Here is a 17,608-nt window from a genome sequence, read left to right on the forward strand (position 1 = left end):
CCACTGAGAATTAAATTCGCTCAACAGCTTAGCGGATCTGCCAGTGTGAACTAAATTCTCTCAACGGCTTACAGAAACGGCCATGAGCGAACAGCCATGAGCGATTGACAGCCATCAGTTATCAGGAGTCGCTTACTCGCGAGGTGCGGTAATCACTTTTCACGATAGTCAAAGTACTCAGCACTGAGGTAGTAGAATGACAAATATTCGCCCCAATGCCTTAACACTTTCAGTGGCCATTGCAATCAGCTCTTCCATGATTGGCACACAGGCACTGGCGGATCGCAGGCTGCAGACAAAATCTGTCGATATTCATGGCAATGGACATGTAGAGTTCATCCAGAGTGAGGTCATAGTTCAGCCAACTTTAGACGACGACCAGCAGCCAATACCCAAATGCTTTACTACCACTTACCCTGATCAGACTGAAGTCAGAGCGGGTTATGACATCCCTTCTGAAGGTTTCACCGACGTCCTTTCCGGCATCGAGGGTGGCGTTTCCATTGTTGATCAGTTTGAAACAGACGAGAATAACGTTGCTCAGAAGTACACCAAAGTTCTGAAGGTCGGTAATGAGGGGGTTTTCAGGTTCACCCATAACCTTGCAGAAAGGAAACTGCTTATCGAAGTCAGAGACAGAATGACCCATCAGGATTCAATTAAGGCTGTTCGCGTTCAATCAGGCAACACGCAAACATTAGAACCGTTTACGAAAGTTGCCAGCCCCGAACATCTGGTCGGAGTGCTCAAAGGTGTACATGAAAGAGCAGGAAACCTTGGCGAAGTTGATAACTATGTTGCCCTTGCCACCCTTGAAGTAGACAAGGTTAAGGTGGGGGGGCGCACCTTCATGCGCCTTATCGCCGCAGGTGACCGGCCTCCTGAGCTGCAGCGTCTGGGTCAATCGCTTTTTGTCGATGAAGAGGTGCTTTTGGCAGCGGCCACCTCTGCCTATACCCAGGTTCATGTTCTGGGGGAAGAGATACAACAGCAAGCTCTCAACGAACTGTTGTCGTACCATAAACCTGTCGGCTATGTTGTTCACGTCGAAGATGACACACAGCCTTATCCTGTGCCTGTGGGTTATCCAAAACTGGAAGTGACTGAGGCTCCCGGGGAGATTATAGTTTTCCGCAGTCAAAAACAGAATCCAACCGATCTCGCTTTTGTGCAAGGTCTCAATGACATGTGGGCGCAAGAATCTGGCTACTGCCCCCCCTCTCAAGCAAAAACACAGATCAAAAAAGATAAGGTCAAAAGCTATCAATACATCATTAGAAGCAGGCAGATGGCATTGCTGGAGGGGTTAGCAGCAGTGCACAATGCCGGACTTGAAGAAGATGGAGGAATGACGCTTGCATACGACCATGATCTGATGACGCCGCTGTCACAATATGAATATCTCTATCAGGCATTAGCCAGTGCAAATTCAGATGGAGCGGATGAATTTGAACTCACAATAGGACAGATCGAAATCGCTTCGTCGGTCGTCACATCGACCTGGATGCAGAATCAACTCAAAAAATACTTCAGCTTCAAGCCGGCATTTAGAAATCTCCTGACTAATCAGTTCTTTATTCAGAATATTCACGAAGTGATAGCAGATGATAGTGATATCATCCGGGTGCAGGCCGATGATCCCGGGGACGGGGAAGAGTTCGCTTCCAATATCTTGAGCGACAAGCCCAGTAAGCTGATTGAGATAAAAGTCAGGCAAGAAGAGCTGCTGGCAAAAGAAAGAGAGCTCACCCTGCTTAGAAACCAGTTAAAGCTGACAACCGAGAAAACCAGTACCAGTGCAAAGGAACAACTAAGAGCACTTCAACTCAGGCAACAAATTGAAGATAAACTTATACAGTTTCATCAGGAGCTGGGACAACAGAAAAACCAGATACAAACACTTCAAAGGCAAGTCAATCGAATTCCAACACTGGAAAAAAAACTTAGTAACATCAGAGCGTATGCGTTACTGGCTCATTTCTCTGTAACAGCATCAAGGCTTGGTATTGATGACTGGATTGATACCCTTCCACTGGAAGTGCAATCCAGGCGCATCAGTGAAAGAGTTAGTGAAATCTTCAGAGTATACGCCGCAACAGAACAGCCTGATGAAGAAGCGTTAAAAGCCAAACCGGCGGCCATTGGCGGCAAGCAAGGTATCGCTCCGGTCAGTAAAAAAAATCTGGCTATCCTTCTGTCCATTGAGCAGCAGCTGCAACAAGCCTTTAGACGACCCGACTTACTCGATTCGGAAAAACTGACTACCTTTGAAGGTCAACTCGGGATTACGAATAGCCAACATGACCCTTTAGAGCGTCGCCGTACCATTCTGCAACACCTCAAGCATCAGGCCATTAAGATTTTTCAAACACATATTCAGAATCAACAAGAGCACCAGGAACCGAAAAAATGGTTACAGAAACTTCTGCAGGAAATCGAACAAATTACAGAGTTGAAACAAGAGGCCCATGATGCCAGCGCAGGTGACCTGAAAGTTCGCAACGCTCAAATAGCAATAGAGCTTGGTATTGATTACTGGGATGTTACCCAACCACTGGCAGAACAAGCCAGGATCATTAGAAAAAAAATTCTTGAAATCAAGCAATTGGCTGCCGCAACAGCACAGCCTGATAAAGGAGCTGTAAAAGCAAAAGCGTCGACCAATGAAGACGATCTTGCCAGCCTTCAGTTCATTCGCCCGCCAAAGCAACAGCGACTGCAACAAAACGAAGAACCAACTGATGGGGAAATCCGGGAAAGACTGGCTTTCTATGAGGGTAAGCTTGATCTGGTTCCGGAAAACGAAGACGACCTTGAAGCTCGTAACCTGGGACTTCAGCAGCGCATCATGCAACTGTCAATTGAGATCCATCAACAAAATATTGAGAATCAGCAAAAGCTGGCAAAACGGAGCACCTGGTTACACTTTCTTCAGGAGGAAGTCGACCGAATTCCAATACTGAGAAAAAAAACTCGTGAAGTAACAGCTGCAGCCATACAGGATTACAACACTCAAATTGCAGCAAAGCTTGGTATTGATAACTGGGATGGTACCCAAACCCTCGAAGCACAAACCAGACTCATCAACCAGAAAATTAATGAAATCAAGCAAGCCGCTGCAGCCACATCAGCTACTGCAACTTTGATTATCCCAACATCGGTTACTGCAACACCGATTGCCTCAACATCGATTGTCCCAAAACCAGTTATCTCAACACCCGTTGCCACAACATTGGTTGCCGCAACATCGGTTGCCGCAACATCGGTTGCCGCAACAGAACAGACTCAGGAAGAAGCTGTAAAAGCAGAGCTGGCGAGCATTGAACGTCAGCCCGGTCTGGTCCCGGAGAACGAAAAGGACCCGCAAGCCTGTTGCCGGGCCATTCAGCAACACCATAAGGAGCAGCAAACTCAGACCGATCAACAATATCTGCAGCAACAGAGCATCACGACAGATGCTGAAAAAGAAGCTGAAATTAAAGCCTTCTATGCAACTATTGCCGTACATTGTGACATTAAGGATTTTGATAGCAATGCAGATATTGACGTTCAACAAGAATGCCTGGTTCAAAAACTGGAGACAATGAATGCTGAAGCGCAACGTCTGCGTCAACAACTCAATACCATGAGCACCCAACTCGAGATGGAGGATTTTTACACCATTACCAGAAAAGTTGCTCTAGCTGGGGTTCTTGGTATTGATCCAAACGACAACACCATACTATCAAACCGCGACGCCGTAGAATCAGCAGTATATACCAAACTTAACAAGCTTAAATTTCTGGACACCTATGTGGATTACATCAGAACAGGCAACTCTGAAGTTATGCCTGAAGTCCGTGAGACATTAAGTGACGTGGAAAAAACCCTTCAGATGAGAGCCCCCGATGAAAAGGATGACGTGTATCTTCGTCGCCAGGTCATTTCTGAAGAAATACAGGGATTCATCAGCAAAGCCAAACAACGGTCAGAGGAAAAGGCTCTGGCAATACTGAAAGCCATCGAAGAAATACTCAACATCAAAGTCAATAAAGGGGACGACAAAACAACAAGACTTATCAGGGTTCGAAGAATGTTTGACGGCGATTATCTCACAGATCAGAGGCTGGATAAGATACATAACACCCTTTGGGCAGATGAAGACGCAGCTCCGGACGGAAGGGATCTTAAAGTCACGAAAATTCTTGCGTATCTTCACTATAAAGTAGGAGGCCCTAACCCGGATCAGTGCGCCAGAGAACAACAGACCGATCCCCTGGCACAGGTAGAAGAAGAATTCGGAATCAACTTCAATAAACAGAATGACAAAGCAACAAGACTTGACAGGGTTCTTAAAATACTTGACTGCGTCGGAGAATACAACTTGGGTCGGATAGACCAGAGCCTCTGGAAAGAAGATAGCGAAGTTCTCGACGAGAGGGGTCTCAGACTCAGGAAGCTTGATGCAAGTCTAACTTATAAAGTCGAAGATCCGTACCATGATAAGCAGGTCATAGTACGGCTGCTACGCTTGATTGCAGCAATAGAGGACCAGCTGCATATCCACCCTCTTGAATACGTTGTTGGTATAAAAAAAGTCAATGCTTTCACGGCGAAACTGGCCAGTGATCTAATGATAAACATTGATAACGACGCCAGCCTTTCTGAACAGAGGGATGCTCTGATAGCCAGAATTCAGGCATTTCGGGATGAAGTCAACCAAGTCTATGACGATGGAACAGCCAGAAGAGCACGGAACAATGAAATGGCGCGCCAACTCAACATTAAAGACTATGACGATGACGCCAGTATAGACGACCAAAATAGACAAATTAAAGCAAAACTCCAACTGCTGGACGAAGAAGTTATTGACAGGGTTCAGCCAGACGTTAGTGCGCGTATCCTGATCATTGAGAACGAGCTTGACAGGCATATGGCTCGCCTGGGACCTAAACCCCGGTACGTCCTGGATCGTAAAGCAGCCACAGCCAGAACCGTTTTGAAAAAAGCTGAAAGTGAGCTGAAGGCTGCTCATCTAAAACTGGATGCTATGGCACAACCGGACGGGGATGATGCCAGTGACAGAAAGATCCGGCAACTGACTCAGGAACAAGCCCGTCTGCAAGCTGATATTGAAGTCAGGACAGCAGACATTGAGAGAATGAAGGCTGCTCTGAAGCTTGCCGAGAAAGCCGTCGAAAATGATGGCGGTCCCTTCCAGTACACGCCGGGACAGGTAGAAGTTCTGACCGATATGTACGACTTCATCCACCAGCACGCGCTCAAGAAACAGGCTCTGGAAGCCGCAATGGGTCTGGCAGCATCTGCAGCCAAAAGCGGTAAGGTGATACCTGAGCTTTCTACTTTCGATTTTGACGATGAATTTGCCCCCATTCGCTTGCAGGCAAAGGTCGGAAAAGATCTGACGTTTCATCAGGCCAGCCGGATTGCAACCGTCTTCAGGAACCTGAAAAGGAGCTTCCCACTCTCCTCTGTCGAGCCGGTAGATAATCAGCCTCAGAACGTCCTGGAAGAAGTCGGGATTCTGGTGCAGAGGATCAGAAATGAGTTGGGCAAAGGGCCTCAACAATACGACGAAATCATTAATGGTATGGGCAAAATGGCCATTCACTTCGTCAAGTACGAAGAAGAGGACCTGAAAAGCTTCCTGGAATACTTCGCTACCCGTTCTGCAACTGGTAACAGGATAATAGCACTGCTGCGAGAAGGTCTGATCAGCAAGATTGAACTTGAAAATTACATTAAGGCCGTCAGAGGTGTTAATGGTTATCAGACAGTGGCTGAGTTTGAACACTTCCTTGGTGATAAACAGGGTGTCAAGGTGCTGGAGTTCAGGAAGGTTATCCAGATGCTGTCCGATGAGGGTGCCGAGCAATTCATGAAGATTGCCATTACTCCTGTGACCTTGACTGCAACTGGCCCGGCGGGCATGAAAGAGTCCGTTGACGGCATGAAAGAGTACGCCGCTGCGGTCATCGCCAACTACGTTCTGGATGATATTGCCTTTGAAAATGGTCGCAGAACAGCAGCGTTTCTAGCCAATGTTCAAGAGACCCTGACACCTTATGCCAATGCTGCCGGGCTGTCTGAATCAGAATTGATCCAGGCTATCCATGATACCTTGATGCAGGCTCATGCCGCAGCGGTTGAGCAGGAGCTAACTAACTACTGGATCAAGCCTTCAGCCTTTCTGGTGCAGGCTGTCACCTGGTACTACGCCAGCTACAAACCGCTACTGATAACCCATACCGCCCGGCAGGCTGCCGAGCAGTCTGTCATAAACATGTCATTCCTCTATCTGCTGGATCTGACCAACCGGGGTGATTACCTGCACAGAATGCTCACACCTTTCCAGCACTGGTTGGAACGTTATGGTGTTGATCCTGACCGAACCGGCCAATACGCCTACCACAATGTAATTGAACAGGTCTCTGAAGTGGGCGGTCTGGCCATGCCATTAGGCAAGGCCGCTGCTTCAGTCATTCTGTTAAAAACCGGTTCCATATTGTTTGCCAGACAGTACAACGCCAATCCGCAGATGTATCGCAGCATTTCCCGTCTGGTACCTGAAATAGTGAAATCCATGGGTTCCCGACAAGGGGTACAGGTGCCGCTTCTGCACAGGGTGACACCACAAAAAGTGAAAACTCTGGCCTCGACCACGGCCGCTCTGGTGCTGGGTCCGGTAGCCACTGTCGGAGCATACGCCCATGGACTTATATCCGGATTCACCTATGCCCAAACCTTCGGATTCGCTCTGGCGTCGAGTCTCACTTTCGACTTCTTTATGAACGACAACAAGATGCTCACTCAGTGGCTCGGTGGCCCCCTGGGACGAAGTCTTGACAAATTTAACCGCTGGCGAGGCATGGGTGAATCGGACGATGACTATGTAAAACGCACAGCTATTGCCGCGCCTCAATATTTCAGTGAAACCGATGACGAGTATGCCTACCGTGTTAAAGCCAACAACACAATGTATGGCTGGACACGACATGAAAATTATCTGCAGTTCCGTGAACGCCGGGATCGCACCATCAAACTGTTTGAGAATGGCTGGGAGAAATACTTCAGGGAAAATGTGCCTAAATGGTCGTTCTCCCACGCAAAAAGTATTCCTTATTCCTACACTCTGGGTACCTTCTACGAATGGGGTGACAAAAAGATGAGAAATTTTTCACGGTAATCAAATTACTCTGCTCTGAGGTAACAGAATGACGAATACTCGCCCCCATGCATTAAGCTTTGCTGTGGCCGTTGCAGTTAGCTCTTCCATCATAAGTACACAGGCACTGGCTGATTCAAGGTTGCAGATAAAATCTGTCGATATTTCGGACAATGGACAGGTGGAGTTTACCCAGAGTGTGGTCATAGTTCAGCCAACTTTAGGTGATGATCAGCAGCCAATACCCAAATCCTATACAACCACCTACCCTGATCAGGCTCAAGCCAGAGCGGGCTACGAGGTTCCTTCCGAAGGCTTCACAGACGTTCTTTCTGGCATCGAAGGGGGGGTTTCCAGTGTTGATCAGTTTGAAACAGACGACAATGACGTTGCTCAGAAATACACCAAAGTCCTCAAGGTGGGTGATGAGGGAGTCTTCAGGTTCACCCACAACCTTGCAGAAGAGAAACTGGTCATTGAAGTCAGAAAAGGTATGACCGACCAGCATTCAATTGCGGCCATTCGTGCTCAATCAGGTGACATCGAATCATTAGAACCATCAACGGAAATCGCCAATCCCACACAGCTGGCGGGAGTGCTGAAAGGTGCCCATGGAAGAGCGGGAAACCTTGGCACAAGCGATCACTATGTCGCCCTGACCACCATTCCAGTTAGAAAAGTTGAAGTGAACGGGCGCACCTTTATGCGTCATATTGTTGCGGGCGATCAGCCCCCTGAACTGGAGCACCTGGGGCAGTCGCTCTTTGTTAATGATGAGGCTCTTTTAGCAGCAGCCACTTCTGCCTACATCCAGGTCCATGTTCTGGGAAAAGATATACAACAGAAAGCGCTCAAAAAACTGCTGTCGTACCATAAACCTGTCGGCTATGTTGTACTCGCTGAGGATGACACACAGCCATATCCTCTGCCTGAGGATTATCCAATGCTGAAAGTGACTGAGGCTCCCGGAGAGGTTATTGTTTTTCGCGGTCAAAAACAGAATTCGGCCGATGTCGCTTTTGTGGAAGGTCTCTATGACATGTGGGTGCAGGAACCTGGCTACAACACCCTCTCTAAAACATCAGCAAAGATTAAAAAAGATAAGGTCAAAAGCTACCAGTACACCATTCGAAGCAGGCAGATGGCACTGCTGGAGGATTTAGCGGCAGAGCGCAATGTCGAACCTGACGAAGATGGAAAAATGATACTTGCTTGCGAAGGCGAACTGAGGGCGCTGTCACATTATGAATATCTCCATCAGGCATTAACCATTGCAACTAAAGATGGAGCAGATGAATTTGAACTCACAACAGGACAGATCGAAGTGGCTTCCTCGGTTGTTACATCAACCTGGATGCATGATCAACTGGAAAAACACTTTAGCTTCAAACCTGCAATCAGAAACCTTCTGACGGATCAATTCTTTATCGAGAGTATGCGGGAAGTGATACCGGATGGCAGTGATATCATCCTGGCGCAGGCCGATACTAACGAGGACAGGGAAGAGTTTGCTGCCAAAGTCACGAGCGACACGCCCGAACAGCTGATTGAGATGAACACCAGGCAAAAAGAGCAGCTGACAAAAGAAAGCGAACTCATCCAGCCCGGAAACCAGTTAAAGCTTACAACGGAGAAAAACAGTAACAGTGAAAAGGAAACAGTAAGAGTGCTTAAACTCAGGCAGCAAACTGTAGGTAAACTTACACAGTTTCAGCAAGAGCTGGAACGACAGAACGCACTGATACAAAAACTTCAGCTGCAAGTCAGTCGAATTCCAGCGCTGGAAAAAAAAACCAGTAGTGCCAAAACCCATGCCTTGATAGCTCAGTACGCCACAATGGCAGCACGGCTTGGTATTAATGGCTGGGATGATAGCCTTTCAATAGAAGAACAATCCAGACGCATTATTGAGAGAACTGATGAAATCTTAAGAGTATACGCCTCAGCAGGGCAGTCTCATGAAGGAGCGTTAAAAGCAAATCCGGCGACCATTGGCGGCAAGTGCATTATTGCTTCGGTCAATAAAAAAAATCTGGCTACCCTTCATTCCATTCAAAGACAGCTACGACAAAATGCTAAACTGCCCAACGCTCAAGCTTTGGAAAAACTGACTGCCTTTGAAGGTCAGCTCGGCCTGGTGACGAATAACCGATGTAGCCCTACAGACCGTCGCCGGGCCATTCAACTGCACCTTATGCATCAGGCCATTGAGATTTTTCAAACACATATTCAGAATCCACAAAAGCATGAAGAACCGAAAAAATGGTTACAGAAACTTCTGCAGGAAATCGAACAAATTCCAAAGCTGAAACAACAAGCTCGTGATGCCAGAGCAGATGCCTTAAAAGTTCGCAACGCTCAAATGGCAATAGATCTCGGTATTGATCACTGGGATGATAAACTGCCACCTGAAGAACAAGCCAGCATCATTAGACAAAAAACTCTTGAAATCAGGCAATTGGCTGCCGTAACAGAACAGCCTGATAGAGAAGCTGTGCAAGCAAAAACGTCAGCCATTGGAAGCAAGAGGCGTTTTGTCTGGGACAATAAAGAGGATCTGACTGCCCTTCGGTTCATTCGCCCGTCAAAGCAACAGCGGCTGCAAGATAACGAAGAACTAACTGATGGGGAAATCCGGGAAAGACTGGCCTTCTATGAAGGTAAGCTCGATCTGGTTCCAGAAAACGAAGATGACCTTGAGGCCCGCAACCTGGGGCTTCAGCAGCGCATCAAGCAGCTGTCACTGGAGATCCATCAACAAAATGTTGAGAATCAGCAAAAGATCGTAAAACGGAGCACCTGGTTACGCTTTCTCGAGGAAGAAGTCGACCGAATTCCAGTGCTGAGAAAAAAAGCTCGTGAAGCAACAGCTGCAGCTATACAGGATTACAACAGTCAAATTGCAGCAAAGCTTGGTATTGATAACTGGGATGGTACCCAAACCCCCGAAGAACAAGCCAAAATCATCAGCCAGAAAATTAATGAAATCAAGCAACCTGCTGCAGCCACATCAGCTACCGCAACATTGATTGCCCCAACATCGGTTACCGCAACACCGATTGCCCCAACATCGGTTGCCCCAACATCGGTTGCCCCAACACCGATTGCCGCAACATCGGTTGTCGCAACCTTAATTGCCCCAACACCGGTTACCGCAACACCGGTTGCTGCAACACCAGCTACCGCAACAGAACAGCCTTGGGAAGAAGCTGAAAATGAACTGGAGACTGCTCATCAAAAACTGAATGCTCTGGTACTAGAGGGCGGTGATGATGCCAGTGGCGACAAGATCCAGCAACCAATTCAGGAACAGGTCCGTCGGGAAGCTGAGATTGAAGTCAGGAAGGCAGACCTTGAGAGAATGCAGGATACCCTGAAGGCCGCCGGAAAAGCCCTCGAAAATAATGGCGGTCCCTTCCAGGACACACCGGGGCATTTAGAAGTACTGACCGATATGCACGACTTCGTCCACCTGCACGCTCTCAAGAAACAGGCTCTGGAAGCCGCAATGATTCTGTCAGCGTCTGCAGCGATAAAGATAACAGCTCTGCTGCGTGAAGGTCTGATCAGCAAGGTTGAACTTGAAAACTACATAAAGGCCGTCAGAGGTGTTGATGGTTATCAGACAGTGGCTGAGTTTGAACACTTCCTTGGTTATAAACAGGGTATCAAGGTGCCCGGGTTCAGCAAGGTTATCCAGATGCTGTCCGATGAGGATGCTGAGCAATTCATGGGGATTGCCATTACTCCTGTGACCGTGACCGCAACTGGCCCGGCGGGCATGAAAGAGTCTGTTGTCGGCATGAAAGAGTATGCCGCAGCTGTCATCGCCAACTACGTTCTGGATGATATTGCCTTTGAAAATGGCCGCAGAACGGCAGCATTTCTGGCCAATGCTCAGGAGACCCTGACACCTTATGCCAATGCTGTTGGCCTGTCTGAGCCAGAACTGATCCAGACTATCCATGACACATTGAAGCAGGCTCACGCTGCAGCGGTTGAGCAGGAGCTAAATAACTACTGGGTCAAACCTTCAGCCTTTCTGGTTCAGGCTGTTACCTGGTACTACTCCAGCTACAAACCACTGCTGATGAACACTAACGCCTGGAATGCTGCCAGACTGTCCCTGTCAAACATGGCGTTCCTCTATCTTCTGGATCTGACCAACAGGGGTGATTACCTCCACAGAATGCTTACACCTTTCCAACACTGGTTGGAACATTATGGTGTTGATCTTGAGCGAACCGGCCAATACGCCTACCACAACGGAATTGAACAAGTCTCTGAAGTGGGCGGTCTGGCCATGCCATTGGGCAAGGCCGCTGCTTCAGTCATTCTGCTAAAAACCGGCTCCGTGTTGTTTGCCAGACAGTACAACGCTAATCCCCACAGGTATCGCAGCATTTCCCGTCTGGTGCCTGAAATAGTGAAATCCATGGGTTCCGGACAAGGGGTTCAAGTGCCACTTCTGCACAGGGTGACACCACAAAAAGTGAAAGCGCTGGCCTCGACCACAGCCGCTCTGGTGCTGGGTCCGGTAGCCACTGTCGGAGCATACGCCCATGGACTTATATCCGGATTCACTTATGCGCAAGCCTTCGGATTCGCTCTGGCGTCGAGTCTCACTTACGACTTCTTTATGAACGACAACAAGATGCTCACTCAGTGGCTGGGTGGCCCCCTGGGCCGAAGTCTTGATAAATTTAACCGCTGGCGAGGCATGGGTGAATCGGACGATGAATATGTGAAACACACAGCTATTGCCGCGCCTCAATATTTCAGTGAAACCGATGAAGAGTACGCCTACCGTGTTAAAGCCAACAGCACAATGTATGGCTGGACACGACATGAAAATTATCTGCAATTCCGTGAACGCCGGGATCGCACCATGAGACTGTTTGAGAATGGCTGGGAGCAATACTTCAGGGAAAATGTACCTAAATGGTCGTTCTCCCACGCAAAAAGTATTCCTTATTCCTACACTCTGAGTACCTTCTACGAATGGGGTGACAAAAAGGCTACCCGCGACGAACTCTGAATATCAGACCCTTTTGACGACCCATTCAGGCGTCAAAAAGAATCCAGCATAAATCAGCCATGAGCGACAGAAACAATTTTTTGCGCCCTCAGGGATGAGAAATTTTTTACGGTAATCAAATTACTCTGCTCTGAGGTAACAGAATGACGAATGCTCGCCCCCATGCATTAAGCTTTGCCGTGGCCGTTGCAATCAGTTCTTCCATTGTCAGTACACAGGCGCTGGCTGTTTCAAGGTTGCAGATAAAATCTGTCGATATTACGGGCAATGGACAGGTGGAATTTACCCAGAGTGAGGTCATAGTTCAGCCAACTTTAGGTGCTGATCAGCAGCCAATACCCAAATCCTATACAACCACCTACCCTGATCAGGCTCAGGCCAGAGCGAGCTACGACGTTCCTTCCGAAGGCTTCACAGACGTTCTTTCTGGCATTGAAGGCGGCGTTTCCAGTGTTGATCAGTTTGAAACCGACGAGAATGACGTTGCTCAGAAATACACCAAAGTCCTCAAGGTGGGTGATGAGGGAGTCTTCAAGTTCACCCATAACCTTGCAGAAAAGAAACTGGTCATTGAAGTCAGAAAAGGAATGACCGACCGGAATTCAATTGAGGCTGCCCGTGCTCAATCAGATGACATCGAATTATTAGAACCATTAACGAAACTCGCCAGTCCCACTCAGCTGGCGGGAGTGCTGAAAGGTGCGCATGGAAGAGCGGGAAACCTTGGCGCAAGAGATCAATACGTTGCCCTTGCCATCATTCCAGTAAAAAAAGTTGAAGTGAACGGGCGCACCTTTATGCGTCATGTTGTTGCGGGTGATCAGCCCCCTGAACTGCAGCGTCTTGGACAGTCGCTCTTTGTTAATGATGAGGCTCTTTTAGCAGTAGCCACCTCTGCCTACATCCAAGTCCATGTTCGGGGGGCAAAGCTGCAACATAAAGCGCTCAAAAGACTGTTGTCGAACCAAAAACCCGTCGGCTATGTTGTACTCGTCGAGGACGGCAAACAAGCATATCCTGCACCTGCTCGTTATCCGTTACTGGAAGTGGATCAGGCTTCGGGGGAGATTATTGTTTTCCGTGGCCAGAAGCCGAATCCAGCCGATATTGCTTTTCTGGATAGTCAAATTTTCCGCTGGGAACACTATCGATTTAGACAATACAAGGCAACGGTTAAAGTTAAAAAAGATAAAATCAGAAGCTACCAGCACATCATCAGGAGCAGGCAAATAGCGCTGCTGGAAGAGCTTGCTGCTGAACTGGCGGTACAGCAAGATGCCAAATTTAATGAAGATACATTGTCAACGCTTAGCTACTACGAATCTTTACAGCAGGCATTAACCAGTGCCACTTCGGATAGAGCCGATGAATTTGAGTTAACATCAAGACGGATAAGAATCGCGACATCGATCATCAAACCAATCTGGATGCAGTTTCAACTCATAAAAAACTTCAGCTTCAAACCTGCACTTCAAAATCTTCTGATTAATCATAACTTTGTTCAGAGTATTCAGAACTTTATATCCCTTGCCAACACAGTGACGAAGAACTTTGCTGATCTTCATGACAGAGACTATCCCCCTACAGTCCCGGAAGACATTAACGGACAGATGCTTGAGATGGTAAGCACGATAAAAAAACTGCAGTCAAGAGAGGCCGAACTCGCCGGGGCAGTCAAGACATTAGATCGCAGCATAACGGCAATGGCCATTGCCAGTGATGAGGCAAAACTGACCATAGAACGACTCAAACAGAAACTTCAGGGTGAGCTTCAAGAGCTTCGTCAAGTGCTCATGGTGATGAAAAACATGGCTGATGAACCTCAGCAGGATAACAAACGAATCCCGGAGCTGGAAAAACAGGTCAGTGATGACAGGGCAGACGCCAGAAAAACTCACAGCGCTCAACTGGCAGCAGGGCTCAGTATTGATGACCGGGATGCTACTCCGCCGCCAGAAAAACGCGCCAGGCTTACCAGTCAGAAAATTGATGAAACCAGGCAATCGGTTACTGCGTCATCAATTACCCCAACACAGGCCAGCGCAACGCCGGTTGCCACAACATCGGTTGCCGCAACATCGGTTGCCGCAACATCGGCCGCAACCAATTCCCAGCCTACTCTAAGTCTGTGCATCTCAATACAAACCGGTGAGGATCTCTCGCAGAAACTGGCTTCCGTTGAAAGCCAGCTTGGTTTGGTCCCGGTCGACTTAGCAGACCTGGAAGCCCGTCAACAGGCCATTGAACAACACATTGAGCAGCTGAATGCTCAGGCCCGCACAGAGGCTGACAAAGCGGCTGCAATGAAGGCCAGCTATAAAACCATTGCCGTGCATTGTGACATTGATGATTTTGATAGCAAGGATGCCGACGAGTCTCAGCCTGTTTTGAATCTGGACAGGACAATGCTACCCAATGGCGAACTCTCACAGGAACTGGCTGACATTGAAAGTCGCTATGGTTTGGTCCCGGTCGACGAAGCAGACCTGGAAGCCCGTCAACAGACCATTGAGCGACTCTTTGAGCAGCTGAATGCTCAGGCCCGCACAGAGGCTGACAAAGCTGCTGCAATGAAGGCCGGCTATACTACCATTGCCGCACATTTTGACATTGATGATTTTGATAGCAATGCAGATATTGACGTTCAACAAGTACATCTGGTTGAAAAACTGAAGGCAATGAAGGCTGAAGCACAATCCCTGCGTCAACAACTCTATACTACGAGCAAGCAACTCACTGAGGAGCTTCTTTACACCGCTGGCAGAACAGCTGCTCTGGCTGAGGTTCTCGGTGCTGATCAGAATGACAACACCTTACTATTAGACCGCGCCGCTGCGGAGACAGCAGTCCTTAACAAACTTTTCAAGCTTAAATTTTTGGACACACAGCTGGATTACATCAGGACAGGCCACTCCAAAGTGATGCCTGAAGTCCTTGAGACATTGAGTAACCTGGAAAAAGCCCTTCAGATAAGAGCCCCTGATGACAACAATGACGTGTATCTTCGTCGCCAGGCCATTTCTGAAAACATGCAGAGGCTTGTCAGAAAAGCCATACAACAGTCAGAGGAAAAGGCGCTGGAGATCCTGAAAACCTCAGAAGAAATACTCAACATCAAAGTCAATGAAAAGGATGACGAAACAACAAGATTTAACAGGATTCGGAGAATGCTTTACGGCGATGATCTTACAGATCAGACGCTGGATAAGATAGATAACACCCTCTGGGCAGATGAAAACACAGCTCTGGACGGGAGGGCTCTTAAACTCGAGAAGCTTCTCGCGCATCTTCACTATAAAGTCGGAGTCCATGACCCTGATCAGCGAACCAGAGAACAACGGACTGATCCACTGAGACAAGTAGAAGAATTACTTAAGGTCAACCTCATTGAACGGGATGACAGAGCACTAAGACTTGCCAGGGTTATTAATATATTTGACAGCGATTTTGTCAGAGAACAGCTACTGGATCGGATAGACCAGACTTTCTGGAAAGAAGACTGCAAAGCTATCGACGAGAGAGGCCTCAGACTCAAAAAGCTTGATGCGAGTTTTACTTATAAAGTCGCAGATCCGTACCATATTAAGCTGTTCAGAGAACTGCAGAAACGTTGGCTTGCAGCCATAGAGCGGCAGCTGAACATCCCCCCTCTTGATTTCGTTACCGCTGTAAGAAAAGTCAAGGTTTTCACAGCCAAACTGGCCCGTGACCTGGTGATGAACCTTGACAGGGATGCCAGTCTGTCTGACCAGAAGGAGGCCCTGATAGCCAGAATTCAGGCATTTCGGGATGAAGTCAACCAAGTCTATGAAAATGAAGCAGTCAGGAGAGCCCGGAACAATGAAATGGCCCGCCAACTCAATATTGAAGACTATAACGATGACGCCAGCATAAACGACCAAAATAGTCTAATTAAAGCAAAACTCCTACAGCTGGACGAAGAAGTTATCAACAGGGTTCAGCCAGACGTTAATATGCGCCTCCAGATCATTGAGAACGAGCTTGACAGGCATTTGGCTCTCCTGGGACCTAAGCCCCGATACGTTCTTGATCGTGAGGCAGCCACAGCCAGACGAGTATTGGAAGAAGCTGAAAGTGAGCTGGAGACTGCTTATGTAACCGTGACCGCAACTGGCCCGGCGGGCATGAAAGAGTCCGTTGACGGCATGAAAGAGTACGCCGCTGCGGTCATCGCCAACTACGTTCTGGACGATATTGCCTTTGAAAATGGTCGCAGAACAGCAGCGTTTCTGGCCAATGTTCAGGAGACCCTGACACCTTATGCCAATGCTGCCGGGCTGTCTGAATCAGAACTGATCCAGGCTATCCATGATACCTTGATGCAGGCTCATGCCACAGCGGTTGAGCAGGAGCTAACTAACTACTGGATCAAGCCTTCAGCCTTTCTGGTGCAGGCTGTCACCTGGTACTACGCCAGCTACAAACCGCTACTGATAACCCATACCGCCCGGCAGGCTGCCGAGCAGTCTGCCATAAACATGTCATTCCTCTATCTGCTGGATCTGACCAACCGGGGTGATTACCTGCACAGAATGCTCACACCTTTCCAGCACTGGTTGGAACGTTATGGTGTTGATCCTGACCGAACCGGCCAATACGCCTTCCACAATGGAATTGAACAGGTCTCTGAAGTGGGCGGTCTGGCCATGCCATTGGGCAAGGCCGCTGCTTCAGTCATTCTGTTAAAAACCGGTTCCATATTGTTTGCCAGACAGTACAACGCCAATCCGCAGATGTATCGCAGCATTTCCCGTCTGGTACCTGAAATAGTGAAATCCATGGGTTCCCGACAAGGGGTACAGGTGCCGCTTCTGCACAGGGTGACACCACAAAAAGTGAAAACTCTGGCCTCGACCACGGCCGCTCTGGTGCTGGGTCCGGTAGCCACTGTCGGAGCATACGCCCATGGACTTATATCCGGATTCACCTATGCCCAAACCTTCGGGTTCGCTCTGGCATCAAGTCTCACTTTCGACTTCTTTATGAACGACAACAAGCTGCTCACTCAATGGCTGGGTGGCCCCCTGGGCCGAAGTCTTGACAAAATGAATCGCTGGATAGGCTTGGGTGAAACGCAAGATGAATATGTGCAACGTACCGCTATTGCCTCGCCTCAACGCTTCAATGAAACTGACGAAGCCTATACAAACCGTGTTAAAGCCAGCAACAGGATGCACGGCTGGACTCGACACGAAAATTATCTGCAGTTTCGCGAACGACGTGATCGCACCGTGAAACTGTTTGAGAATGGCTGGGAGACATACTTCAGAGAGAATATACCCAAATGGTCATTCTCCCACGCACAAAGTATTCCATACTTCTACACCCTTGGAGTCTTCTACAAATAGCAAAAGGTCGATGATCAGAAAGTTGGCGGTCATGGT

At 48.3% G+C, this 17,608-nt stretch carries 3 protein-coding genes; all 3 read left to right on the plus strand.

Annotated elements, in window-relative coordinates:
* Positions 1-196: 196 nt before the first annotated feature.
* Positions 197-7,186, plus strand: coding sequence for a hypothetical protein (locus ACO6VG_RS24200; RefSeq protein ID WP_422476041.1), 6,990 nt, complete (start codon positions 197-199; stop codon positions 7,184-7,186).
* A 28-nt stretch (positions 7,187-7,214) separates the two neighbouring features.
* Entirely contained in the window at positions 7,215-12,203 is a 4,989-nt protein-coding gene (locus ACO6VG_RS24205) for a hypothetical protein (protein WP_422476043.1), read from the plus strand.
* 143 nt (positions 12,204-12,346) lie between these two features.
* The gene (locus tag ACO6VG_RS24210; RefSeq protein WP_422476045.1) at positions 12,347-17,572 is read left to right on the plus strand and encodes a hypothetical protein; all 5,226 of its coding nucleotides are present in this window, start codon (positions 12,347-12,349) and stop codon (positions 17,570-17,572) included.
* Positions 17,573-17,608 lie beyond the last annotated feature (36 nt).

Origin of the sequence: Endozoicomonas sp. ALB032 (assembly GCF_049310125.1) — a bacterium.
Classification (GTDB): Bacteria; Pseudomonadota; Gammaproteobacteria; order Pseudomonadales; family Endozoicomonadaceae; genus Endozoicomonas_A.

What these genes read in the sequence shown, in the direction of transcription:
- ACO6VG_RS24200 (WP_422476041.1), top strand. Translation starts at nt 197, where the DNA reads ATGACAAATATTCGCCCCAATGCCTTAACACTTTCAGTGGCCATTGCA.
- ACO6VG_RS24205 (WP_422476043.1), top strand. Translation starts at nt 7,215, where the DNA reads ATGACGAATACTCGCCCCCATGCATTAAGCTTTGCTGTGGCCGTTGCA.
- ACO6VG_RS24210 (WP_422476045.1), top strand. Translation starts at nt 12,347, where the DNA reads ATGACGAATGCTCGCCCCCATGCATTAAGCTTTGCCGTGGCCGTTGCA.